Origin of the sequence: Spirosoma arboris (assembly GCF_009754945.1) — a bacterium.
Classification (GTDB): domain Bacteria; phylum Bacteroidota; class Bacteroidia; order Cytophagales; family Spirosomataceae; genus Spirosoma; species Spirosoma arboris.
Map to the genome: position 1 here is coordinate 802,231 of NZ_WPIN01000001.1, position 24,299 is coordinate 826,529.

16 protein-coding genes and 1 pseudogene are annotated in these 24,299 nt (G+C 47.7%); all 17 read right to left on the reverse strand.

Annotation, left to right across the window (positions count from 1 at the left end; genetic code table 11):
* Nucleotides 1-14: 14 nt before the first annotated feature.
* Entirely contained in the window at nt 15-1,196 is a 1,182-nt protein-coding gene (locus GO755_RS03220) for a dipeptidase (RefSeq protein WP_157583113.1), read from the reverse strand.
* A gap of 9 nt (nt 1,197-1,205) precedes the next feature.
* Entirely contained in the window at nt 1,206-1,376 is a 171-nt protein-coding gene (locus tag GO755_RS03225) for a hypothetical protein (RefSeq protein ID WP_157583114.1), read from the reverse strand.
* 29 nt (nt 1,377-1,405) lie between these two features.
* Nucleotides 1,406-2,779, reverse strand: coding sequence for a serine hydrolase (locus GO755_RS03230; protein WP_157583115.1), 1,374 nt, complete (start codon nt 2,777-2,779; stop codon nt 1,406-1,408).
* Nucleotides 2,780-2,817: 38 nt separating this feature from the next.
* A complete protein-coding gene (locus tag GO755_RS03235) occupies nt 2,818-4,647 on the reverse strand; it encodes a DUF885 domain-containing protein (RefSeq protein ID WP_157583116.1) in 1,830 nt (609 codons plus the stop codon).
* 57 nt (nt 4,648-4,704) lie between these two features.
* A complete protein-coding gene (locus tag GO755_RS03240) occupies nt 4,705-6,381 on the reverse strand; it encodes a serine hydrolase (protein ID WP_157583117.1) in 1,677 nt (558 codons plus the stop codon).
* Nucleotides 6,382-6,383: 2 nt separating this feature from the next.
* Entirely contained in the window at nt 6,384-8,234 is a 1,851-nt protein-coding gene (locus GO755_RS03245) for a serine hydrolase (RefSeq protein ID WP_157583118.1), read from the reverse strand.
* A gap of 69 nt (nt 8,235-8,303) precedes the next feature.
* Nucleotides 8,304-9,755, reverse strand: a complete 1,452-nt coding sequence (locus GO755_RS03250) for an amidohydrolase (protein WP_157583119.1) — start codon at nt 9,753-9,755, stop codon at nt 8,304-8,306.
* 21 nt (nt 9,756-9,776) lie between these two features.
* Nucleotides 9,777-11,177, reverse strand: a complete 1,401-nt coding sequence (locus GO755_RS03255) for a DUF418 domain-containing protein (protein ID WP_157583120.1) — start codon at nt 11,175-11,177, stop codon at nt 9,777-9,779.
* A 25-nt stretch (nt 11,178-11,202) separates the two neighbouring features.
* Complete coding sequence (locus GO755_RS03260) at nt 11,203-12,582, reverse strand: DUF418 domain-containing protein (protein ID WP_157583121.1); 1,380 nt, start codon at nt 12,580-12,582, stop codon at nt 11,203-11,205.
* 11 nt (nt 12,583-12,593) lie between these two features.
* Nucleotides 12,594-14,165: a serine hydrolase gene (locus tag GO755_RS03265; RefSeq protein WP_157583122.1), complete on the reverse strand. Its 1,572-nt coding sequence runs from the start codon at nt 14,163-14,165 to the stop codon at nt 12,594-12,596.
* 152 nt (nt 14,166-14,317) lie between these two features.
* Nucleotides 14,318-16,612 carry an ATP-binding protein gene (locus tag GO755_RS03270; RefSeq protein ID WP_198174738.1) on the reverse strand — a complete coding sequence of 765 codons (2,295 nt, stop codon included), beginning with the start codon at nt 16,610-16,612 and terminating at the stop codon, nt 14,318-14,320.
* Nucleotides 16,515-19,058: an ATP-binding protein gene (locus tag GO755_RS03275; protein WP_227686844.1), complete on the reverse strand. Its 2,544-nt coding sequence runs from the start codon at nt 19,056-19,058 to the stop codon at nt 16,515-16,517. Before GO755_RS03275 ends, GO755_RS03270 begins: the two co-directional genes overlap by 98 nt.
* 1 nt (nt 19,059) lies before the next feature.
* Nucleotides 19,060-19,231, reverse strand: a pseudogene (locus GO755_RS41320) (ATP-binding protein); the annotation flags it as partial.
* Nucleotides 19,230-19,355, reverse strand: coding sequence for a hypothetical protein (locus GO755_RS41765; protein ID WP_262886976.1), 126 nt, complete (start codon nt 19,353-19,355; stop codon nt 19,230-19,232). The pseudogene GO755_RS41320 and the gene GO755_RS41765, both read right to left, overlap by 2 nt.
* 22 nt (nt 19,356-19,377) lie before the next feature.
* Nucleotides 19,378-19,764, reverse strand: a complete 387-nt coding sequence (locus GO755_RS03285; protein ID WP_157583123.1) for a response regulator — start codon at nt 19,762-19,764, stop codon at nt 19,378-19,380.
* 14 nt (nt 19,765-19,778) lie between these two features.
* Nucleotides 19,779-22,064 (reverse strand): ATP-binding protein, encoded by a 2,286-nt coding sequence (locus tag GO755_RS41325; protein ID WP_227686845.1) that lies wholly within the window; start codon nt 22,062-22,064, stop codon nt 19,779-19,781.
* An 89-nt stretch (nt 22,065-22,153) separates the two neighbouring features.
* Nucleotides 22,154-24,073 (reverse strand): serine hydrolase domain-containing protein, encoded by a 1,920-nt coding sequence (locus tag GO755_RS03300; protein WP_157583124.1) that lies wholly within the window; start codon nt 24,071-24,073, stop codon nt 22,154-22,156.
* Nucleotides 24,074-24,299: the final 226 nt, after the last annotated feature.

Below are 24,299 nucleotides of genomic sequence, written 5' to 3' on the forward strand. Positions count from 1 at the left end.
AAAGGATTAGCTTACTAAACCGACCAGATGGTCGTCAGTATTCGTTTAGCATTTTCGCCCAGCATAAGCCGGATATTGGCATCACTGTACTTGCGCCGGATTAGTCCTTCAGTAAGATCATAGACCCGTTTGGGGTGGTCTACAGCCTCGATGCCAATCTGGCCCTTATCGCTTAGGTGTAGACTGTAGCGATCCCGTTTGTCGAGGCCTTTTATGTGAGCAACCACGGCTTTATTCTCCTCCGGATACTCGTCGTCGGTATCCAGTGCCTGATCGCTGCCCATGCCTACGTGCTCCACACCGACCAGTCGGGCCACGTGATCGAAGTGGTTCAGCAGGTGTTCTATCGTTACGGGTTCCTGATCATGCACCATAAATCGGAGAAAGGGAATCCCCATTACACCCCCTTTGGCGGCTAGTTTGCGAATCATCTCATCGGTTTTGGCACGAGCGGATTTTGGAACCAGTGCCCGACAGCCCGCGTGGGTAATAAGCACAGGCTGTTTAGATAGCTCCAGTGCATCCAGGGTTGTCTGGTCGCCACAGTGAGAGATATCGATACCCATGCCCACTTTGTTCATGCGCTCAACAATGCTTACCCCAAAGTCTGTAAGCCCACCGTCGCGTGGTTCAAAAAAACCACTGCCAATCAGGTTGGCCTCGCTGTAGGTCAGTTGCGAAATCCGCTGGCCTAGTCCCAGAAAGGTGTCGACGTCGTCGGGCGACCGAAAATGACTCGACGTTTGTAAACTGAGTAAGATGCCAATCTTATGGGTCGTGTTAATCTGGTCCAGCGATTTTGCCGAATCAATGCGCAGCAGCCACTGCGGGTATCCGGCAATGAACCCGTTCCAGCGGGCGAAGAACTGAAGGCCCGTTTCGTAGTCTTTGGCCCCATGTCCCAGAGCAAATACGTTTATCCCCGATTCCAGATACGTTCGGGCATCGGCTTCCGTAAAAGCACCGGGCTTAGAGAGCCAGCGATTACCCAGTTCGGCGGGTGTTTTTAAATACCCTCTAAACTGATTCAGCAGGTCGATTACGGTCGATTCCTCCACCAGTCGGATGGCTCGTTCGGAATACTGCTGTGGGGAATGGGCAAACAGCCGGAACCATCCTTTATTGATCATGGGCATGCCCAGTACACTGGCCGTAGCGGCCACACTGGATTTGATTACATCACGGCGAGTTATCATAGTGGTAAATTACTTTCTATTAATGGGTACCTGCTCCCGTTCTTCCAGATGTTTCAGTACGGCCTCCTGGGTGAATAGGGCCGTTCTAAGTTTTTTCTGAGATAGCAGGAGCAATTGATCCCCAACGTGTTTGCTACCCGCTGTAGGCATGGGAAATCGAACGGTTTTCAGGGTTTGCATGGGTGAGCTATAGTTAACTATAGAACTAACTACTTGATCTTTTTCGCTTCTGATAGTTGTCCACCATAAGTTAGCGTTCGCTTCACAACCTTACCCGATGCATCCCGGATAAATTCGAGCTGGCTATCCATCGCTTTGAAAAAGAACTTCGTTTCGGTTTCCGGGTAAATAGGCATTTTTATGCCGCCCGTCAGTTCCTCAAACAGTTGGTTATCTTCTTTGGTGATGGTAAACGTAGTCTTGGGGTTAGCGCCAAACGGCCCTTCGTACACGCCCACATAGTCGTCCAGCACGTTACTAGCTACCTTCCTTTCAGCCGGAAACGGTTTCCCCAACGCTAACGCAGCGATTCGTTCGGCTATCTCACCAGGATCTTTAGCTGTCGAATTCGAAAAAACAGCTACAAATACATCCTCCCGGGGCAGGTACGTACCACTGGTTAAAAAACCGTTGATTCCTCCGTTATGCGCAATTGTCGGGCTGCCCTTTATAGTGCCCAAACCCCATCCGTAGCCGTAATCGGTTAGTTTGCCATCACGTAGTTTATAGCGGGTAAACGCTTTGTCGAGCGTTTCTTTTTTGACCAGCTTGTAACTATGCACCGCCTGGTGCCATTTCCAGAGGTCACCAACCGTCGACACTATAGCGCCTGCTGCGTAGGGTTGCGTCATACTTAAGTAGCTTGCATTGTCGACGCCATCCTTGCCTGCCTGATAGCCAGATGCCCGGTTTTTGATAAGTTTCGCGTTGTCGCCGTAGTAGGAGCTGGTCATACCGAGTGGCTTGAAAAATACGTCATCAAGGTATTGCGGATAGGGTTTGCCCGACACTTTTTCGATGATGTAGCCCAGCAGAAAATACCCGGAGTTGCAATACTTCCACTGGGTACCCGGCTCAAATTCCATCGGCTGATTTTTGAAGAAATCGATCAACTCCGTCGGGGTCATGTCATTTTTCATAATGGTTTCAAACTCCTTCATGTCCGTATAGCTTTTAATTCCCGAGGTATGGGTGAGCAGATGCTCGACCGTAATTTTCTTGCCCTGCGTCGGGTAGTCTGGAATGAAACGGGTGATCTCGTCCTGGAGGGAGAGTTTGCCCTGCTCCATCAGTTGCAGAATGGCGACAGCGGTAAACTGCTTGGTGATGGAGCCAATGCGAAAGACATGGTCGGGCCGCATCGGTACGTTTAGTTCGATATTGGCCATACCAAAGGCTTTCTGGTAAATAACCTTCCCTTTGCGGGCTACCAGGGCAGTACAACCGGAACTGTCAGGTTTGAATTGTTCGGCCAGCAACTTGTCGAACTGGGTCGAGAGTTGCGTGTCGGTTTGAGGCTGGGCAAAGGTGATTAAACAGCCGACTAGCCAGCTAATAAGGAGGAAGGTAAGAGATTTATACATCGTTATTGTGGAGTAAGGTGAACGTTTCTGGTTTTGAATCAAGGCTTCGACTGCTGAATATAGGTATTTACAATCTCTTCCAGAATGGGCAGTGGTACGGAGCCATTGGCCAGTACGGCCTGATGAAACTGTTTTAAATCGAATCGGGAACCGAGCACCTGTCTGGCTTTTTCGCGCAGCTCCAGAATCTTCATCATCCCAATCTTATACGCGCAGGCCTGCCCCGGCCAGACCATATATCGTTCGACTTCGATCGTTACCTCGCCACTGGACATACCGGTATGGGAGGTCATATAATCGATGGCTTTTTCGCGCGTCCATTTTTTGTGGTGAATACCCGTATCGACCACCAGTCGAACGGCCCGAAATAGTTCGGACTGTAAGCGGCCCAGATTACCGAATGGATCATTTTTGTAAAAGCCCAGTTCGTAAGCCAACTGCTCGGTGTATAGCGCCCATCCTTCGAGGTAAGCGGTAAAGGGAATGACCGTGCGGAAAATGGGGAGTCCTTTTAACTCGGTCTGAATACCCAATTGAAAATGATGGCCGGGTATGGCTTCATGATACGCCAGCGTCTTCATGGCAAACTTCGGGTGATCGGACGATGCTCGCAGATTCGCCACAAAAACTCCCCCTTTCGATCCATCCAGAGCGGGTAAATCATACTTGCCAAGAGGTGTACTGGCTTGCTGAAACACGGGAACCGGCTCTACAGTAATGCTGGCCTTGGGGCGTAGGGCAAAGGCTACATTTACCCGCTTACTGGCTTCGTCGATGATGCGTTTGTATTCAGCTAGAATCAGCGCTTTTCCGGCAGGCGTTTCTGGATACAGAAAGCGTTCTTGTTTCGTTAAGCCCTGCATAACTTTTCCAATAGACTGGCTTGTATCGGCGTAACCCTGGGTTCTTAAAATGCTCCACATTTCCTGTGAAATCCGGTTAACTTCCTGTAGGCCAATCTGGTGAATTTCTTCTGAACTTAGATTGGTTGTGGTATGTACCCTTAACTGATGGCTGTAAAAGGCATCTCCATGAGGATGTTTCCAAGCGCCCTCGTCGGGAGCAGCACGGGCATACAATGCCTGGTTATGGGCGATTAGTTTTTGATAAGCACCAAAAACGGATGTTCGAATAGCTTCGGCTACCCGGTTCGAATAATCCTTTTTGTCGTCGGCCGGCAGATCCTTGATACTCGCTATTTTCTGGCAGAAATTGGTATAAAGGATATTCTTACTAACTCCTCCATTGACAAAGGCTTTCATCTGTTCCAGCACCCGCTGGACAATAATCTTCGGCGGTACGATGCCTTTTCGCTCCCTGATCTGGAGCCCTTCCAGCACCTGATCGAACTTGGTGGCGATACCCGTAAGCCGGGTGATGTAGGCATCCATATCGCTTTTGTTTCGTAGCTGATGCTTGTTCAGAAGCAGATCGACAACTTTCAGTTGAGCCCCGTCCATCTGGTTAAGCGGGTAGTTGTAATAGAAGAATGCCTCACTACCGACGTTACTTTCCAGATACCAGTCCAGAATTTTGGTATTCAGCTTATTTTCAGTCGACTGACTCTCGAAATCATAGCTTTTGAGCGTTTGGTAATCGTCTTTAAGCAACTCGAAATTATGCCATTGCTGGGCATCCGACAGGTCATCCCATTGATCTTTAGTCCAATCGTACAATATGGGGAGGCCCAGATAGGTAATCATTTCCGGGCTGCGCAACATGACAGAAATGAATACGCGGTCGTAGAAGTGCCGAATGCTGAAAGGGCGAAACCAGATGAGATTAATAATCCAGATAGAACCCGCCAGCAGCAGCACGGCTAACGAGCGGAATACCCAGGGTTTCCAGGTTCGTTTCTTGATTGTCATTGGTTAAATGGGTGGATAGATTTAAAAGAGGAAAGGCGTGGTCAAGTCAATGCTGACTCAGCGCTTTTCAAACCATACATCACGAATTCGCCAGTGGGCAATGCGAAAGCCAGTTAATTGACCATCGGCCGATCGTACAAAATCGATTTTATCGCCATTCCAGTTGAATTTGTCTTTTGATGTTGGTTTGCAGCTCCCCATATCACCCAGGCGACTATGACGCACATGTAGGGTATCTTTTTCTACCACCAATGAATAACTGGCATTTAGCTCAGCGCTGGTGTACGTACCTGCATACTGGGTCAGTTGCTCGGGCGGAATGGAATAGGGAACAACTGTGGCAACCCGATTGGCCGGATGATTGCCATTCTGATGCAGCGTAACCTTATTGACTTTCCCGTCGGGTTGTCGATGAAAGGTAAGGCTTGCCTCGAAGGCTTTTACGGAGAAGGTAGTATCGGAGGTTGGGAAAATCTCAAATTCGGGCTGCCCAGTTGCCTGCGAATAATAGCGATCGCCGTCTCGTTTGAAAGAGATAATAAAATCGGAAGACAGTTCATACTGACCCACATAGGGGTCAAACGTAGCGGGGACAAAGGGATATGGTTTTGTACTGGCGGTCTGTTTGGGTTGCTCGACCTTGGCCTGGGTGAAATAGCTGGACAGATAAATGTCAGCTACTTTATTGGCTAAGGCGGAGGGGTTTAATGAACCCAGATTACACAGTACAACTACTGAAAATTGCTGCTGCGGAAAGCGGATCAGTTGGGTTCGGAATCCCTTAAAGCCTCCCGTGTGGGACACCGTCGGCAAGCCCTTGTATTTCCCATGCGACAGGCCCAACGCATACGGAATCGTGTCCCCGTTGGCCAATACGCCTTTTGTTAACAGCAGTTTTGTAAGCTCTTTCCCGCCCACTTTGCCAGTATAAAAATTAGCATCCCATCGGTACAAATCCTCTACGGTCGTGAGCAAGTTTCCATCGCCGTGTAAATCAAAATCCTTCAGCAACTGAACGTAGCTATTGCCTTTGACTGGATCGTAACTAATGACGCGCTGTTTAACCACCTGACGATAGTCATCATCGAAATGCGTATGGTTCATGCCCAGAGGAGCAAAGAGTCGTTCCTGCGCGAATAACCGCAACGATTTGCCGGAAACCCTCCGTACGATTTCGGCCAGCAGCATATAATTGGTGTTGCTGTATTCGTACTTGGTTCCTGTCTCAAAATTCAGCGCACGCTGTTGGGCCATCAACTGAAGGGACATCTCATTGTTGACATAATCCGACTCATACCAACCCGCCAGGCTCATTACATCAAAATGATCTCGTAAGCCGCTGGTATGATGAAGTAAGTTGTTAATCCGAATCGGTTTGCCATAACTGGGCATTTCAGGGATATACGTGCGAATGTCATCATCGAGCGATAGCTTTTTATCGATCGCTAACAACGCAATACTGGCTGCCGTGAACTGTTTGGAGGTAGAAGCAATATAAAAAACCGATTGGGATGTAATGGGGGCATCGTGTTCCAGATCAGCCATGCCATAGCCTTTGGTATAAATCAGTTTTTGATCTTTGATTACTCCACAGGCACAGCCCGGTGAGTCAGACTTACTCCAGGTAGCAAAGAGGGAGTCTACTTTAGTCGTCAAATTGGGTGATTGGGCAAATACGGGCAGGCTACGTCCTGTCAGGAGACCCAGAACGGAAAGAAGTAGGTATTTTTTCATGGTTAGTTTTTTGCTTCAGTGGTTGGCGTAGCAGCTTTTCGGGTTGCTTTAAAATTGCCATTGGGTTGTATGGCCGTCATGGCAATGATTTCCCCTTTGTCGTTGGTGTCGAACTGAACTGAATAACCGCTTAGTTTTTTGATCGCAAACGTATGGTTGCCGGTATAAGCCAACTCATGTTCTGGCTGACCGGGTACTATCAGAAAGAGGGCTTGGTCGTTCCGAAGCGCAGTTGATATGGTAACCCCGCCTAGCTCATACTCACCCACATATTTTTTTAGCTCGCCCGCGCTTATTTGTTTGGCAGGTACGTACCGGCTGAATACCAAGGGCTTATTGATCGACGGCTCAAAACCGGTAATGGAGATGCCATCAATGTCGCCAGTCAAACCAGTTGTGAACTGAAATCGGAAAGGGACTTTATCCGTCGTATCAATACCTCTTCTTGTATCAAAGACGTCAAAAATGTCGTAATGGTAATGGGAAAGCCACCATTTTTGGGTCTGTGTCTGCAAAAACAACGAATCGCCTTTGGCAATAACGGCATAGTTTCCATAGCCTGGATTCGTGTATATTCCAGCATAATCAGCCAATGGGTGCGAACGTTTTGTGCCGACTTTCCGGTTGCTTACGGCTTTTTTCGCTGCTTCTTTCTCTGCTGCTTTTGCTTTGTTGACATCCGTCAATATGAATTTATTCCAATCAAAAGAAGGTAATCCCAACACTCGGTCGGCTAGGAAATTGCGAACAATGGGCGGCATCGACGAACCATCCTGATTAGACAATACAATAATCCCTATGCTGTCGGCGGGAAAAAAGGAGGTGGAGGATGTAAAGCCATCAATTCCTCCACTATGTTCTACCCGATAATGTCCTTTGTAGGAAGAAATCCCCCAGCCGAAGCCGTAACTGGAAAAATAATTACCCGAAATTTCTTTCCTCGGCAAACCACCGATAATAGCCATTTGCGAGCTCATCGCTTCATTTACATAAGCGGCTGGCAAAATTTCTTTACGGCCCAACTTGCCGCCGTTCGTCCAGATACTTAGCCACTTGGCCATGTCCAGCACATTGCTGTTGATGCTACCGGCAGGCCCCATCGCGTCGATGTTGTAATAGGCCATTTTTCGGACTAGACTATCCTTCATCACCTCATATCCGAGAGAAGCATCGGTGTTTTTGGTCATGTCCGTCACCGAGAATACGGTGCTATTCATGCCCAGCGGCTCCAGCAGTCGTTCACGCACATTGGATTCCCAGGGCTTCCCCGATAATTTTTCAATAACTACGCCCTGGGTAACAAACATGAGGTTATTATACTGAAAACGTTGGCGAAGTGGCAGAGATGGCTCCAGATACGCCAATCGACTTACCAAACTATCGCGTGAGGTGGGATTCAGATACCATGACAAATCATGACGAGGCAAGCCTGTTCGATGGCACATCATGTCGCGGAGGGTAATGCTGTTGGTCAGGTCATTACTAAAAAACTTCAGATTAGGCAGGTACTTCGTGACGGGTTCGTCGAGGTCGAGTTTGTCGTCTTTCTGGAGCAACCCGATCAGTGATGACGTAAAGGCTTTGGTACAGGAGCCAATGGCAAACAGCGTGTTGGGCGTAACGGGTAGTTTTTTGTCCAGATCGCGGTAGCCGAAGCCTTTGGCATAAACGACCTTGCCTTTCTCGACCACGGCGACTGCAAACCCGACGGCTTTCCAGTCGGTGAGAACGCGTGCGAAAGCAGTGTCTAATCCGGCAAAGCGATCCGCCGGAACGGATTTGCGTTTCTGGGCCGAAGCCGAAAAGGTGGTCAGTACAAGGCTGATGAGCAGTAGGTACAAGCTAGTTTTCATGGTACTAAGTCAAGAAGGATGGAATTAGTTTTGAGCAATTTCTGATACATTGGACATACTTACATTTGGCTAATCTACCGGTGGTTTACGATTTCCGATAAAGGACTCGTAGTTGAAATTAGCTCCTCGCCGATCTACCCATTCCTTACGGGCTTTTTCAATAAGAGCTGGAGTTTTATATAAATCCAAGGCTGTCAGGGCCATGGTTTTTGCCGCTACGAGCATCCCTTTCTGACCGATGCTCATGCCGCTTGCTGCCGTGGACTGCCAACTATGGGGCGAAGTACCCGGCACCCAGGTCGCCGTGCCAAATCCGGCGGTTGGTACAGCCCAGCTTACATCCCCAACATCTGTAGAGCTATTATCGGCTGCCATTGCTGAGGAAGGGTCAAACGCGCTGACTTGTTCCGCATCGCTTATGGCTACTTTTGACTGCAAGCTGTTCGCCATTTTTTGGGCAAAGTCCGCTTCGTCAGGCGTGTAGTGAATACCACCTACGGTTTTCAGATTTTGGTAAACCGATTCAGATAACGTTACGTTGGGCAACATATTAAAGACACCCCCTTCGATCTCAATATCTACCTGAGTTCCGGTGCCTTTGGCGGCTCCCTCGGCGGCATTTTCAATCCGTTTCCAGATGCTTCTCAATATCTCCCGGTCTTTGTGACGAGCATAATAATAGACTTCGGCGAAAGCAGGAACTACATTGGGAGCTTCGCCACCTTTCGTGATGACGTAATGGACACGGGCATCGGAGGGTATGTGTTCGCGCATTAGATTAACCATATAATTCATGGCTTCTACCCCATCCAATGCCGACCGGCCCCGCTCAGGTGCAGCCGCAGCATGAGCGGCAATGCCTTTAAATCTGACGCGGGCCGCAATCAGGGCTAATGTAGAATAGGGATCGGCACTATTAACACTGGTGGGATGCCAATGCAGGGCCACGTCGACATCGTTAAACAAACCCTCACGTACCATATAGACTTTCCCCTCGCCGTTCTCTTCGGCAGGACAGCCATAGAGCCTGACCGTTCCCGAACGCCCCTCCTTTTTCAGCCATTCTTTTAGTTCGATGGCAGCTGCCAGTGAAGCCGTTCCAAAGAGATTATGCCCGCAACCATGCCCATATTTTTGTCCTGAAATCGGTGTAAACTCGGGCTTAGCGTCGGTAGCTAAACCGGGTAAAGCATCGAATTCCGCCAAAATGCCAATCACAGGCTTTCCTGAGCCAAACGTAGCGACAAAAGCCGTAGGCATACCGGCTACCTCCGTCTTAACATCGAATCCGGCTTTTTTTAGCTCATCCTGTAATAAGGCAGAGCTTTTGTTTTCATGAAAACCCACTTCCGCAAAATCCCATATCTGCCTGGAGATGGCTGCATACTTAGAGAATTGCCTGTCTAAATCAGTGAGGATAGCTTGCTTATCGGGATCGAGAGCAGGTAATTTCTTCGATTTCGGTTGCGCAAAAGCCAGGACAGGTAGTAGCAGTGCTACCATAAGGGGTTGTGTTTGCATGGAAGGTATAGTGAGAGTTAGTCAAAAACGGGTCGACACACGGCGCATGGGCTGGGCTTGCCAGTACGTCAGACTGCGCCAGAGCCATTCGAATGGACCGAATCGGAAATAATGCAGCCAGATGGGCGATGCAATCAGTTGAAACAGCCACACCCCGGCTACCAGATAAAACAGTTCATGGTAAGCCAGTTTGCCGAAATAGCCCAGTCCGTAGCCGTTGAAGAACAGCGTACAGATAATCGACTGCATCAGGTAATTGGTGAAGGCCATCTGGCCAACGGCGGTCAGGGCCTTCATGAGCCAGGGCACGATGTTGGCCCGGTAAACTAAAATTAGTAGACTGGCATGACCTAAGGCCAGCAGAATCCGACGCAGATCATACACCTGCGCCGGGTTCACCCGGTAGCTGTCTACAAATACGTCAATATGCTGAAGCAGGTCGATCCGCCCCTGTACATAAACCCAACTGATCGGTAAGCCCAACCCATATCCGACCAGCAGGGTCAGTGCGTAAGTCGAGGTGGGTAGTTGGTTAGAAAAGAAGCCCCATTTCAGTAGGGCCATGCCCAGAAACATCATCAGCAAACAATCCCAGCTGTTGAAGTACACAAAGTTCGATTCGTAGAAGCTGTTTTCAGGAATCCGGTGGACGAAGGCTGTGCTGTAGGTGCCTCGCATGGCCTTTAACTCCTCCGCTTCTTGCCTGGCATCTTTCTGAAACGATTTTGTATATTTCTCCCAGGCCGCTTTAGCCGCCGTCTGTTTTTCGCTGGGCTTTTGGTGGGCTTTTTCGAGCTGAATCGCTTCCAGATAACTTGCCCGATTGGCCCGTATCTCGCTGTAGGACACCGCAGGGCGAATAAGATTGATACCTACACAGAGCAGTGCCAAGCCAATAAGCCAGATGGGTTTGGCCCGACGAAACACATACAGCACCAATCCACAAAGCCCGTACTGAAACAGAATATCACCATCCCAGAGCAGGATATAGGCGTTGAAGACACCAAATAAAATCAACCAGAGTAGCCGACGGTAATAGTACCCGGCAACAGTAGTGGCATCTGTATCTGCCGATTTATTTATCGTGAACAGCAGCATGCCTGCTCCAAACAACATCGAGAACAGCCCACGCATGGTTCCGCTGAAACCAGTGGATACGACAGTCCAGGTATAAAAATCAGGTCCCGCTCCCCGACGAACAAATTCGTAGAAGGTCGAGAATAGCATACCCAAACCAAAACCCGGAATATTCATTAATAAAATCCCCAGCAGGGCAAAACCCCGAATCAGATCGATGGTTTGAATTCGATTGGCTTTGGCAACGGGTCGTGGCGTAGAGAGTTTGCCAGAGTCCTGATAGTCAGTAGTATTGCCTGTTGCAATGGCTTCTGGTAAACCCGACAGGCTTGTGTATGTTTCCATAGTCAGATTGGTAAAAAGAGGAAGGTTAGGCGAGAATAGATGTTGCAGATGAGGGAGCGGCCGGGGTTAGTGACATCGGCTGGCGTTTTCCGTAGGTTAGGCTGCGCCAGAGCCATTCGAGCGGACCAAAACGGAAGTATTTCAGCCAGACCACGCTGAATACGATCTGAATAAGCCAGATTTCGGCGACTACGAAATAGAGTTGATAGAATTGCAGACTCCCGAAATAACCCAGGCCGTAACCGTTGAAAAACAGCGTCCCCATCACCGACTGCATGAGGTAGTTGGTAAACGCCATTTGACCTACCGAACGTAGTCCCTGCCAGAGCCAGCCAAGTATACCCATGCGGTACATCCACACGACCAGACTGGCCCAACCCACTGCCGTAAACGCCCGCTCAAAGGGCATCAGAACCCCGTAAACAGGCAGGACATTGGTGCTGACATACCGGGTAAAGTCAGTATAGCGAAGCTCATACGAGGACAGCGAACCCCAGGCCATCGCCTGTCCGATCAGCAGACAACCAACTGCCAGCAGGGCGTACTGGCGGGTTGTCAACTGGTTGGTAAAAAAGCCCCATTTAAAGAGAGCCATACCTAATAGCATCATCGACGCGATGTCCCAGAGCCAGATTTGGTAGAAGCCGTTCGCCTGAATTTTCTGAATTTTGGGAATACGATACCCCCATACCGTCGCGTAGTCGGAGCGCATGGCTGCGATTTCGGCCTTCTCCGCTTTAGAATCATACTGATAACTCTTTCGCAACTCTTCCCAGGCCACCTTGTCGTCTTTCTGCGCGTCGCGGTCCGCCGTCGCGGTTAGTTTGGCCTTCTTCTTCTCAATGGCGATAGCCGTCTGGTATTTTTCGTATTTGGTCTTTTGCTCGGCAAAAGTCCAGTAGTTTTTGCCGCTGTAAATGAGTCCAACAGCTATAGCTGCCACCAGTAATGTTCTGGGCGAAACCTGCCGGAACGAAAACAGCAGGATACCCACAATGCCGTAATGAAACAGAATGTCCCACTGCCAGATCAAAATATAAGCGTTGATTACGCCAAACACCATCAGCCACAATTGCCGCCGAACAAACAGTTCGATGGGGTTTAGTTGACCGGGTTGCTGTTTTTTCATCAGAAACAGGACAACTCCCGCTCCGAATAACATGGAGAACAAGGCTCGCATTTTACCGGCGAACAGGGTATCAATAACGATAAAGAGCCAATAATTGACACCATGTAGCCCACGTACAAATTGCTGCGAGCTTAGTCCGAATGTCCAGATATTCATGATGAGAATACCCAGCAAGGCTACCCCCCGCAGGATGTCGAGGGTTTGGATGCGTTCAGTTTGAGCAACAGGCTGGTACACAGCAGTACCAGCGACAGATGTGGTCGATAAGGGAGGCATAGGATATCAATTTACTTTACTCGTTGTAAATCAAGGTCATGAAAATCGAAACTGAAGTCGGTGAGGGGCGAGATGGCTTTCATTTTGATCGAGGTCGGTTTCTGATTGTCATCCAGCGTAAACGTCAGATAGGCATCGGCATCCAGACTGCGGTCGTTCCATTTTACGACGAACGTATTACCCTTATACGCGAATACTTCACCCGTAAGTTTTGGCGATCGTACCGACCGGAAAGTCAGTTTACCACCCGCCTGACTCAATACCACATCGCCAAACCAGGGGTCGCGGTAGGTGCCGGCATAGGCTGAAAAATTGACTGGCTTCGTATTCGTTTTTTGTAAATCCGTAACGGCAGTCCAGACGGTATTGGTGATGCTATCCCCCTGGGTCTGTGCTTTAGTTGCCCGACTGCTAAACTGGGCGACCCAGTCGGTATTGGAAATACCCATATAGCTGTCTTTGATGGTGTTGGTCACTGCGCTGAACGCAGCACCCGATTGCTGATTGGTAAAGACAAGAATACCGAGCTGGAGTTCGGGCAGGAGTGTAACCTGCGTTAGATTTCCCGGTAGCCCGCCCGTATGCGTTACCTGTTTATAGCCTTTTACATCGCTCAGTCCCCAACCCAGGCCATAGGCAGAAAAATGCGTGTTATAGGGAAGGATAGGGGTAGGGCTGACGGGCAAAATAGTTTGCGGGCTCCACATGTCCGTATGCGCTTTTGCGCTAAAGAGTTGTTTACCCAAGCCAGGACCGTACTTGCCTTTATTGAGTTGGGCAATGACCCACTGGCTCATATCGGCCACGCTGGAATTAATGCCGCCTGCCGAAAATCCCATTGTGAATGCATAGCGACTGATCACCTGTACCTTGCCGTTGACGGGTGCGTGGGCATCAATGACGTTACTTTTGTCTGCCAAGCGTTGGAACGAACCTGCGCTGTGATTCATTTGTAACGGCTTCATAATCCGCTCTTCCACGAATTCAGGCCAGCTTTTGCCACTCACTCGCTCAATGACCTCACCCGCCACAATGTAAAGCAGGTTATCGTAATCAAATTTGGTTCGAAAGCCCGAAATCTGTTTTTGGTAACGAACTGCCCGAATGATGTCTTTGGGCGTGAAATCGCTCGAATCGGGGAAAAGGGTTAAATCTCCCGCGCCAAGACCTAAACCGCTGCGATGGGTAAGCAAGTCCCGAATGGTGAACTCGGCGGTTACGTAGGGATTGTACATCCTGAACTCGGGAATGTAATCAATCACCTTGTCGTCCCAGTTTAGTTTTCCTTCGTCCATTAGTATCCCCAGGGCTGCCGCCGTGAAGGCTTTGGAGTTGGATGCAATACCAAAAAGTGTGTTTTCATCGACAGGCTGGTGGGTTTTAAGCGAGCGCACCCCGTAGCCTTTCAGGTGGACGACCTTCCCATCTTTAATGACAGCCACCGCGATACCCGGCACATCGAAGGTAGTTAAGGTACGCTGCACCAGTGCGTCGATTTGGGAAGACGTGATGGGTTGTGCCGAAAGCAGCCGGGGCACTATCCATAAAAGGTTAAAAAAGAGGAAGGTGTAACAGGTTTTCATGGTAGGAGGATGACAGAATAGGCTGATTGGCGATGACTTACTGGATAGTCAAAAGTAAAGAACCCAAACAGGGGAGGCTATCCCGTTTGGGCCATAAACTATCCCATTTGGGACAGTGGATATGCGTTGTCAAATTTTGGTGCCTAAATCGGTTAGCCTTTGGTTGGCAGATGGATGATAAATTCGGTTCCCGATCCTGGCTGGCTCTCCACGGTAAGCGTTCCGCCGTGTCCTTTGGTGATAATGTCGTAACTCAGCGACAAGCCTAATCCCGTCCCTTCGCCCGTGGGTTTGGTGGTGAAGAAGGGTTGGAAGATCTTAGCCTTTACGGATTCAGGAATGCCAGTTCCGTTATCCTTTACCCGAATTTCTATGCCTGATTCACTCCGTTGGGTATTGATGCTGACAGTAGGCTGATAATTGGTCGGGGTGATTTTTTGCTTTTCCGAAAGGGCATAGAAGGCATTGTTATAGAGATTCAGCAACACTCGCCCAATCTCTTGAGGAGCTACCTCTACTAGACCCAATGTGGGATCAAAGTCGGTGACTAGCTCGCAGTTGAAGGATTTGTTTTTAGCTTTCAGACCGTGATAAGCAATCTTTAGGTATTCATCCGCCAACGCATTGATGTCGGTAGGTCGTTTCTCGCCGGATTCGGTACGGGAATGTTCGAGCATGCCTTTGACAATACTACTGGCTCGACCGCCGTGGTGGTTGATTTTTTGGAGATTGCTGCTGAGATCGTTGAGCAGTTCCTGAATCAGTTCGGTGTCGCGATCAGTCTTGGTTTCTTCTTCCTGGAGTTCGCTGACCAACTCGGTGGATACCTCCGAGAAGTTGTTAACGAAGTTCAAGGGGTTTTGAATCTCATGGGCAATGCCCGCCGTGAGTTCTCCTAGACTGGCGAGCTTCTCTTTCTGGATGAGTTGGGTCTGCGTGGATTTTAATTCTGTAAGCGACTGATTTAATTCGGCAGTGCGCACTTCGACCTGCTGTTCGAGTCGTTCGTTTTGAGTTGATAATATCTGTTGTTTTTCCTGCTCCTGGGCAATCGTTTTCCCGGAAAGCACTTCCAGATCAAGGAGTTGTTGGCGAAGGAGTTTATTAATAGCAGCCCGTTCCTGAGCCAGCAATAGCGAAATAGTCAGAGCTAGGGCCAGGAAACTGATACTGAACAGGTAAAGTACATTTTCTGACAGAAATGGACTAACATTTGGCAAAAACACGCTTACTGTCCAGCTAATAAAAATAAGCAGTACAAGGCTGTGAGCAAGGGTAAACAGTTTAGCTCCCGGATGCTTTCGCTTGATCGCCAGAATCCCAATCCATAAAATATCAACAAAGGGAATAAGAAGGCCCGGAATAAACTGAGAAAGAAAATTATACGGGTAATTTAAAAAGAGCGCCCCCGGAATGGTCGTAAACGTGATGCAGGCAATTGCCCAAAAGGTAGTTTTTCTAGGCTGGCCAAAATACTGATAAATACCCAGCAGGTAATAAAAAGTAGAAATGGTAATAGCTACGATAAAACCAATGGTTATAGCCTCAAAAACGGCAAGAACATTGGTAATTCCAACTAATGTAAAGAAGAAACTGTCAGCGCCATTACGTACTAAATTCATGAAGTGGACAATACTCTGGGTGACCAGAAACAAGCCTAAAAACAAAGCCGTTCGTTGTACCGTCGAAACCGCATAAAGCAACAGTTGTAAAAGACCTAAAAACAGAAACACACCAAAAAGAGCAGCCTCAATAACGATTTCAACCCTTTGTTTTAATTCGCCTTTTTCTCCTACTTCGATTGGCTGCAGCCTTAGGTTGAAGAAGGCGAAATGATACCGATTGATCGGTAGTTTATTTCTTGAAAAAGCATAGCGAATCGCAATAAACTGCACAGAATCAGCCTCAAGTTGGATCGTTTGACTAGTATGATCGCTCCAAATACTGCCCGCTTGGATGTCTTTGTGGGTACTTATTTTTCCGTTTCGGAGCAAGAGCTTCCCGTTTAAAAAGAATTCGGTTGCTCCGGCCTGCTCTAAACGTATTCCTACCAACTGTCCCCGAAGTCTGGGTGCAACATGCAGATGAATATGTAGCCAGCCAATGCCTTGCTGGGGGAGTTGGCGAACCAAAGCTATATCCTGCGTTGGGTTGATCGTATCCCAGCGGGAATCATCAAAAGTAGGATTAGCCCAATTGGGGTTATCGCCCAGATGCCACTTCCAGTTTTTATCCAGTACCACACCGTTGGAAGGCAGGCTATCCATGCGAAAAACAGTCTGACTAAAAGCAGGCATAACAACCAGATATAGCCAAACAGAAAGTAAGGTCAGCTTCATAATAGACTGATTAAACCGTCGTCGGTAAGGTGATAATGAATTCTGTCCCTTCGCCTTCAGTGCTTTCCACCGTGAGCGTTCCCCCATGCCCTTTGGTGATAATGTCATAACTCAATGAGAGGCCCAATCCTGTGCCCTCGCCCGTGGGCTTGGTGGTGAAAAAGGGCTGAAAAATTTTAGCCTTTACGGTTTCAGGAATGCCCGTACCATTGTCGGAAACCCGAAACTCGATGCCATGACCAATCTGCTGGGTACTGACCTGAACCATTGGCTGATAGTCCTCTGGGTGTAATTTGGCTCGCTCCGAAACGGCGTAGAAGGCATTGTTATAAAGATTCAGGAGCACTCGCCCAATCTCCTGAGGAGCTACATCCACCGGTTTCAAGTCGGCATCAAAGTCAGTGATTAATTCGCAGTTGAAGCTTTGGTTTTTAGCTTTAAATCCGTGGTAGGCTATTTTAAGGTACTCATCAGCCAACGTGTTGAGGTCCGTGGGTCGTTTTTCACCAGATTCGGTTCGGGAATGTTCGAGCATACCTTTGACAATGCTGCTGGCTCGACCGCCGTGGTGGTTGATCTTTTTGAGGTTACTGGTTAGATCCCCCAAGATTTCCTGGGCATACTCTTTTTCGTCGTCTGGTAATTTCTGAAATGGACCTTCCTTCAATTCGTCAATGAGTTCGGTACTCACCTCGGCGAAATTATTGACGAAATTCAACGGGTTCTGAATTTCATGGGCAATGCCTGCTGTCAGCTCGCCTAGGCTGGCCAGTTTCTCTTTTTGAATGAGTTGGGTCTGAGTGGCTTTGAGGTCAGTGAGAGCTTGCTCGGCTTTGCTTCGTTGATAATCTATTTCTTCTTTCTGGCGATGCAGGAGGGTATTGGCTTTTTGCTTATGCCGGTTATTACGGTAAAGGATTACCGTTAATATCAGGGCTGAAAGTAAAGCGGCCGCAATACTGAATAGCCACCAGCGTTGATTCTGATTTTCTTTTTCCTTAAGTAAACGAGCTTGTTCCAGGCGATTTTTTTCTTGCTCGCTTTTTGTAACAATTGCCTGTAATTCTAAATCTGTTAAGTAATTATTTTTATTTTGCTCCTCAAAAAAATATTTTAATTTCTGATATTCTTTTAGATAACGATATGCTTCCTGAATTTTTCCTGACTTTTCATAGTTTTCGGAGAGCAACAAATTAAGTTGAAACCTGATTTCCTTCGAATCACCGTCGTCCCTTAATGAAACTAAATCGTATGCTTTCTTGGCATATTTATTACTTTCTATTAAATTGTCTGTTTTTTGGTAGCATCGAGCTATATAGAGATTTATCCAGGAGTTTCCTGTTGTTATTTTACGCACTCGATTAACATACTCATTTGCTTTAGAAAAATCAATTAAAGCTTCCTGATATTTTCCCTGATTCATCAGGACCTGCCCTGTAGCATCGTAATATCTAAATGTATTCTCAATAATACCTACTTTTTTTCCTATGGCATTCCCAATTTCTATATATTTTTCTGCTTCTTTAAATTCTTTTAATCTGATTGAGTAAAACCCTAACATATAGTAAATAAAAAATGTAGTAAAATCCTGATGCCCAGATCGTCTGATTAGCGGATCTGCCTTTTTTAAGTACTCTATTGCTTTTTTGAACATCTGAGCCGTTGAAAAATAGAGGCCCAGGTTCTGTAAATTTAAAATACGAAGTCTATTTGTATCAATTTTTTCGAGAATAGCGTTAGCTTTCAACGATTGGCCAATTGCAGCCGTAATCTTATTTTGCATGTAGTAAACACCTCCTAAGTAAAACAAAAGATAGGCCTTATCACGCTCATTAGACGCACTAAAGATGCTAGTATAAATATCTTTTTCAACTAATTTTGATTCTTTTAATCTGTTGTCTTTTTCTAAAATATATAGCTTGAGCATCAATCCTATAGTCGCTTCATTTCTATGATTAATCTTTTTAAATCCTTGTATCGCTTTTTCCAAATAAGTTAAGGCTTCATTTGCCTTCTTGTTTGCCCAATAATATTCTCCAATAGCATAATCTATATGCGAACTCATTTCCAAGTCTTGCCTAAAGTATTTTTCAGCAATAAGTAACTGGGCAATTTCTTTTCCATAATCTTTGGCAGGAAAAAATATTCCTTTGAAAAATGGATTCGATCTAAAGTCAACCACATTTTCATTGTCATAAATCTTGTCAAAAAACCACTTCGTCTGTAAGGAATAATGGGTGTAAAGATTTGTGTGAAGGTGGAAAATAGTCATTGTTTGCAAAAACAATCCTTCGCCTTTCAGGTAGCTAAATTTTCTGGCTAAAGCACGGGCTTCTTTTGCTGCCAGCAAACCCCGTTTAAACTGTAAGTCATAGAAACAGGCTTGAGCCAGTCTATTAAGTTGTATCACTCGCAATGTATCACCGACAGGTCGTTTGCTCAATAGGTGTTGAAGACTGTCAATTTGTACCTTGTATGAACTATCTACTGTTTGAGCATGGACATAATCCAGGAGGGAAAAAACAAGAAAAAAGGCAGTAAAATAACTTCTCATTTTAGTTAATGCTGACAGGTAATTTTACAATAAATGTCGTTCCTTCGCCCTCTACGCTTTCCATCTCAATCGCTCCTCCATGTCCCTTGGTAACGATGTCGTAGCTCAGTGACAAGCCCAATCCCTTCACCCGTGGGCTTGGTGGTAAAGAAGGGCTGGAAGATCTTGGATTTACAGGTTAATAAGCTGTTTTTGATTCGACGTGAGCATCTGGCTTGTCAGCGTAAGGGTCGAATCCTGCGCCTGAACAAGAGCAGTACTCAGAACAAGCAGTAAAAGGGTGGCTAAAACTTTCATTACGTTTGTTACGTCAGGTTAATTATAGACCAGCTACAAACGGCTTCAATTTCTCTTTTAAGAGGTTGAAATCTAGTGGCTTGCCCAGAAAGTCATTGGCTCCGTCGGCCATCGCCTGCTGGTAGTTAGGCGAATCATGATAGGCCGTAATCATCATGATGACAGGAGGAGGAGGCAGCGGATACTGCGATCGGACACGCCGAAGTAATTCCAGTCCACTCATTCCCGGCATATTAATATCCGACAGAATAAGTATTTCCAAACCGCCATGTTTATCCAGATAATCTAATGCCTCCTGAGCCGAAAGCGCAAAGGCCAGTTGAAGAACTTGCGTACGGATTTCCCGGCGAAATCGCTGTAAAAACAGCTCTTTAATGTCAACTTCATCATCGACAACTAAGATGGTCATAACGAAATAGAAGGTTAAGCGATTAATTGATTCGCAGTCGTTTTAAGAGAAATTAAAGGTAGGCAGATCGTAAAGGTGCTTCCCTGCATGGGGGTGCTTTCCACAGCGAGGACACCCCCATGCCCTTTGGTGATGATGTCGTAACTTAAACTCAGTCCCAATCCTGTTCCTTCGCCCGTAGGCTTGGTGGTGAAGAAGGGCTGAAAAATTTTAGCCTTCACTGACTCTGGAATTCCTGTACCGTTGTCTGATACCTGAATTTCAACCTGATTTACCCCCCATCCCGACTCGTCGGACCGCCCTGAAGGGGGAACCGTCTCAACTCGAAGCAGTCCCCCTTCAGGGCGGTCCGACGAGTCGGGATGGGGAGTAAGGCGCGTGGTGAGGCTCAGGATTGGCTGAAAGCCAGCTACGCCTGCCTGCTGGTGTTCAGACATAGCATAAAAGGCATTGTTGTACAGGTTCAACAACACTCGCCCAATCTCCTGAGGAGCTACGTCTATTAGCGCCAGCGTAGAATCAAAGTCAGTGACTAACTGGCAGTTGAAACCGGTCTTGTCCTTGGCTCTGAAGCCGTGATAAGCAATCTTTAGGTATTCATCAGCCAACGCATTGAGGTTGGTGGGTCGTTTCTCACCTGATTCAGTGCGGGAATGTTCGAGCATACCTTTGACAATGCTACTGGCTCGTTCGCCGTGGTGATTAATTTTTTTGAGATTACTGGTCAGGTCGCCTAAAATTTCTTCTGCATACTCCCGTTCTGAATCGGGGAGCTGTTGGAATGGTCCTTCCTTCAATTCGTCCACTAATTCAGTGGATACTTCCGAGAAGTTATTGACGAAGTTGAGGGGATTCTGGATTTCGTGGGCGATACCGGCGGTCAGTTCGCCCAGACTGGCGAGTTTCTCTTTCTGAATGAGTTGAACTTGAGAGGCTTTTAATTCGGCAGTACGGGCTTCGACCTGTTGTTCGAGGAGTTGGTTTTGGGCGGCCAGAATCGCCCGCTTTTCTTCCGTGATCTGCACAACCGCAACCGCTTTCGCCCGAATTTCGGCTAAAATCTCCCTGAACCGAAGGGCAATGTAGACCAGAAATCCAAATGGAAAGCCAAGAGAGACAACGGAATACACGATATGAAATGTAGAATATACTAAATTGGAGTTGAACAATACATTAGCAAAAGCGAAAATCGCATACGCCGTAGCAGCCAGAACACTGACCAACGTTCCAATCACAATGGCCCACTGAGCCCCTTGCAGTCGTTTCCAGGAGGTTATAAGCAAATAAATGATGGTTATTTGCTGCATAAAGTTGGCAATCGAAATAATCGTATCATTACCCACATATGCATCCAGTGCAGCCCCTGCAATGGCCGTGATGATTAACAAAGTAGACCATCTACGATTAGGTTGATAACCGAAAATAGTCATTATAGTAAGTAGTATAAAAATCGTCGTAAGCCACAGAGACAGCCCAACAATACATGCTTCCCCAAACAAAACTGCGAAGGAAGGATTGCCAAATTGCAACAGGCGAGCCAGACTCGAAAGACTCGCAAACGTCCCACCAATGGCTAATAATTGTAAGCTATGTTTCTCGGAGAATTTCAGCCAGGACAGTAGCCAGAAACAGATCGTCATCAGAAGCCATGAACCGAACCATAGGCTTTTATAGCCTACATCCTCTTTGAGATCATCCTGTAGAATGGATGGATAACGCGGCCCAGTAAGCTGGACAATTTGCGCGGGGTTCGAAAATACTTCTAATTGTAGTTTTCGACTGGGATAATGAAGAAAAGGAGATACATAATCCACCAAATGGATTGCTAGCAGATGTGCCTGCCCGGTAGTTAACCGGATTGCTTTCGGAAGTTTATCCAGGTAATGATGATCTTGGTAGGGCTTCCCGTTTATGCCCGTATTGCCAAAAGAGGCCACCCATTGGCCGTCTATGTAGACATCGGTAGCTGCCCAGGTACCATTTCTCACCCCTAAATCCATACCTTCCCAAGTCGAATCGAGCCTGATGTTGAGTCGGAACCAGCCTTCAACCTTACCGTTTTTATCCGCGTCTTTAATCGATAAGTCGGCGGGTTTAAACCTGCGCCAGTTTCCTGAATTGACCGTTGGTTTGGCCCAGTCGGGGTTATGGCCTGGTGCATATACCCAACCGTCCAACCGGGAAAGGTTGATTAACTGGGCCGTATCGAGCACCAGAGTCGTATCCTGGGCACAGACGGGGGATAAACACAACCAGGAAAAGAAACAGGACAACAGACAAGAAAGGGAAAATCGAGGCATAGGGTGTAGTTGTGAAGCGAAGCAAAAGTCCATATACTGTCTGGATCGTCAATACGGCTTACCCGTTTGGGACCATATGTTGATCGTTGTTACGCCCACATACGCAAGCCAACTAATCCCCAAATTGCCATATAACCAATGACGATCAAGGCGGAACACACTGCCGCCCATAGAAAAATCCGGTCGGCTCGATGAGGAATCTGACGTTGGTAGCGGACCAGGGAAATGAACGCCCAAATCGCAAAGACGGCAGCCAATAGCGTGGTCAGGAAGATTGTGATAGAAGCGGCTCCTACCAAACCGAGTGTGAAAGGATCGGTTGAAATTCCTGTGATAATCGTGGTTAAAAACAGCAGGAGCGAGAGTGAATACCCCCATAAAGACATCCGTACCGGCATGCCGCTGATGGGTTGTCTCTTTCGTTTTTGCAAGCCGTACTGAATCAGCCAGACAAGCCCAGCCACGCTGCTGACAACGGCCAGTAGCATAACGATACCACCCAGTATCAGAGGGAACCAGGCTCCAATGAACGAGGTGGTCGTCATGGTTTGGAAGTCATTATTCGTCAGTACGGTCTGCCCTTCATCATTTCGGACGAGTGCCCAGGTAGGTGTGTATCCCTTTTTCTCCAGGCGGATAAATTGATTGGCGGCTACTGGCTGGAGAGGCACGGCTTCACCATCAAGCACATTTGTCATCATCAGTTTACCATCCCGTTCAAAAACCCGATAGATACTCGCTAACCATTCGAACCAGTAACTGAGCCCTATTCGTACGTTACTGGCTCGGTAGTAACCCAGCAACGACTCTTTTTCGGCACTCGTTAATGTGTAAACAGGTGGCAGCCGTTTCGGGGTGTTTTTCAGGATCACATCCAGTACGGCATCGTCGATTTTGCCAAACCCGGCTCCATCAGAATTGACCAGAACAACCAGGCCTAGATTCAGTTCGGCATTGTAGAGATAATGCGCCAGTCCCCCGTTGACACCCCCATCGTGGCCGTGAAAAACATAGCCTTTGTATGAGGTTGTGTAGTTATGCAGACCATACCCTTCTTTCAAGCCTGCTTTAGCCGCCAGAGAAGCGGTTGGAGTTTCCATGCGGTCAACAGAAGATGCGTCCAGCAGTCGGGCTCCTTTATACGTTCCCCGATTCAGTAGCATTTGTACAAACGGCATTAGCTCCAGAGCGGGGGCATTCAGGCTTCCGGCAGGCCGCTCGACAATATCCCAATACCGTTCTTCTTTGGGTGTTTTGCCCCCCGAATAGTTGGTAACTAACTGCGTCAAAGCGGCTCCGTCTCGGCGGAAGGTGATGGTTTTCTGGCCAAGTGGTTCGAAAATACGCTGCCGTACCAACGACTCGAATTCCTGCCCTGTTTTTTTCTCAATGATACGAGCCACCACCGCTGGCCCCGAATTGCAATAGGCCATAAAGGTGCCCGGCCGCCAGCGCGAATGGCGCGATGCCGCAGCGGTATCCAGTCCTTTTTGCAGGCTTAGGGCCGGAACATTAACGGCATAATCTTTCAGCGCCAGATCGTCGAAGCCGGTGGTATGTTCAAGCAGATGGACAATCCGAACTGGATCAGTAGCTTCCCAGGGATTGGTGAACTGGATGTCGGGGGCGGCTTTCTTAAGCTCTTCGGACAAGGCCAGTTGTTTTTTTTCGAGCAGCATCAGCGCCGAAACTGCTACAAAACTTTTGGTGATCGACCCCAGTCGAAACATGGATTGGTCGGTTACGGGCGCTTTGGTTTTCAGATTCATAACGCCCGCATTGAGCTTATAGAGCAGGCTGTCTTTGGTGAAAACAAGCACCTGTACACCCGGCGTTTTTTCCTGCTTCATGATCTGGTGTATGCGCCGGGTCAGCGTATCAAACTGGATAGCCGGATGAGGTGATTGAGCCAGTGCTGTTGGTTGACTACCCAGCATAAGTAATAAGCTGGTGAGCACTGGAACCACAAACAGAAAATGACGGTGGACTAAAGGAAAGGTACGTTTCATGCCAGAAGAAGGAAGGTTTGACTAAGCCAAAGATAAGCTACCAGGGAAAGCCATACCTAGTTCGTTTGGGACAAAGCCTAGCTCATTTAGGACAATTTGTGCTGACCTAAGGAATAGATCATACAGGTAACTAACTCCTTTGCCATTTGTAGCCTAAAGGCAACCGTTTTTAAAGTGATTTCAACCCTATATAGAGTGCTTCCGTAGCGGTCGAAAGGCACCTGTA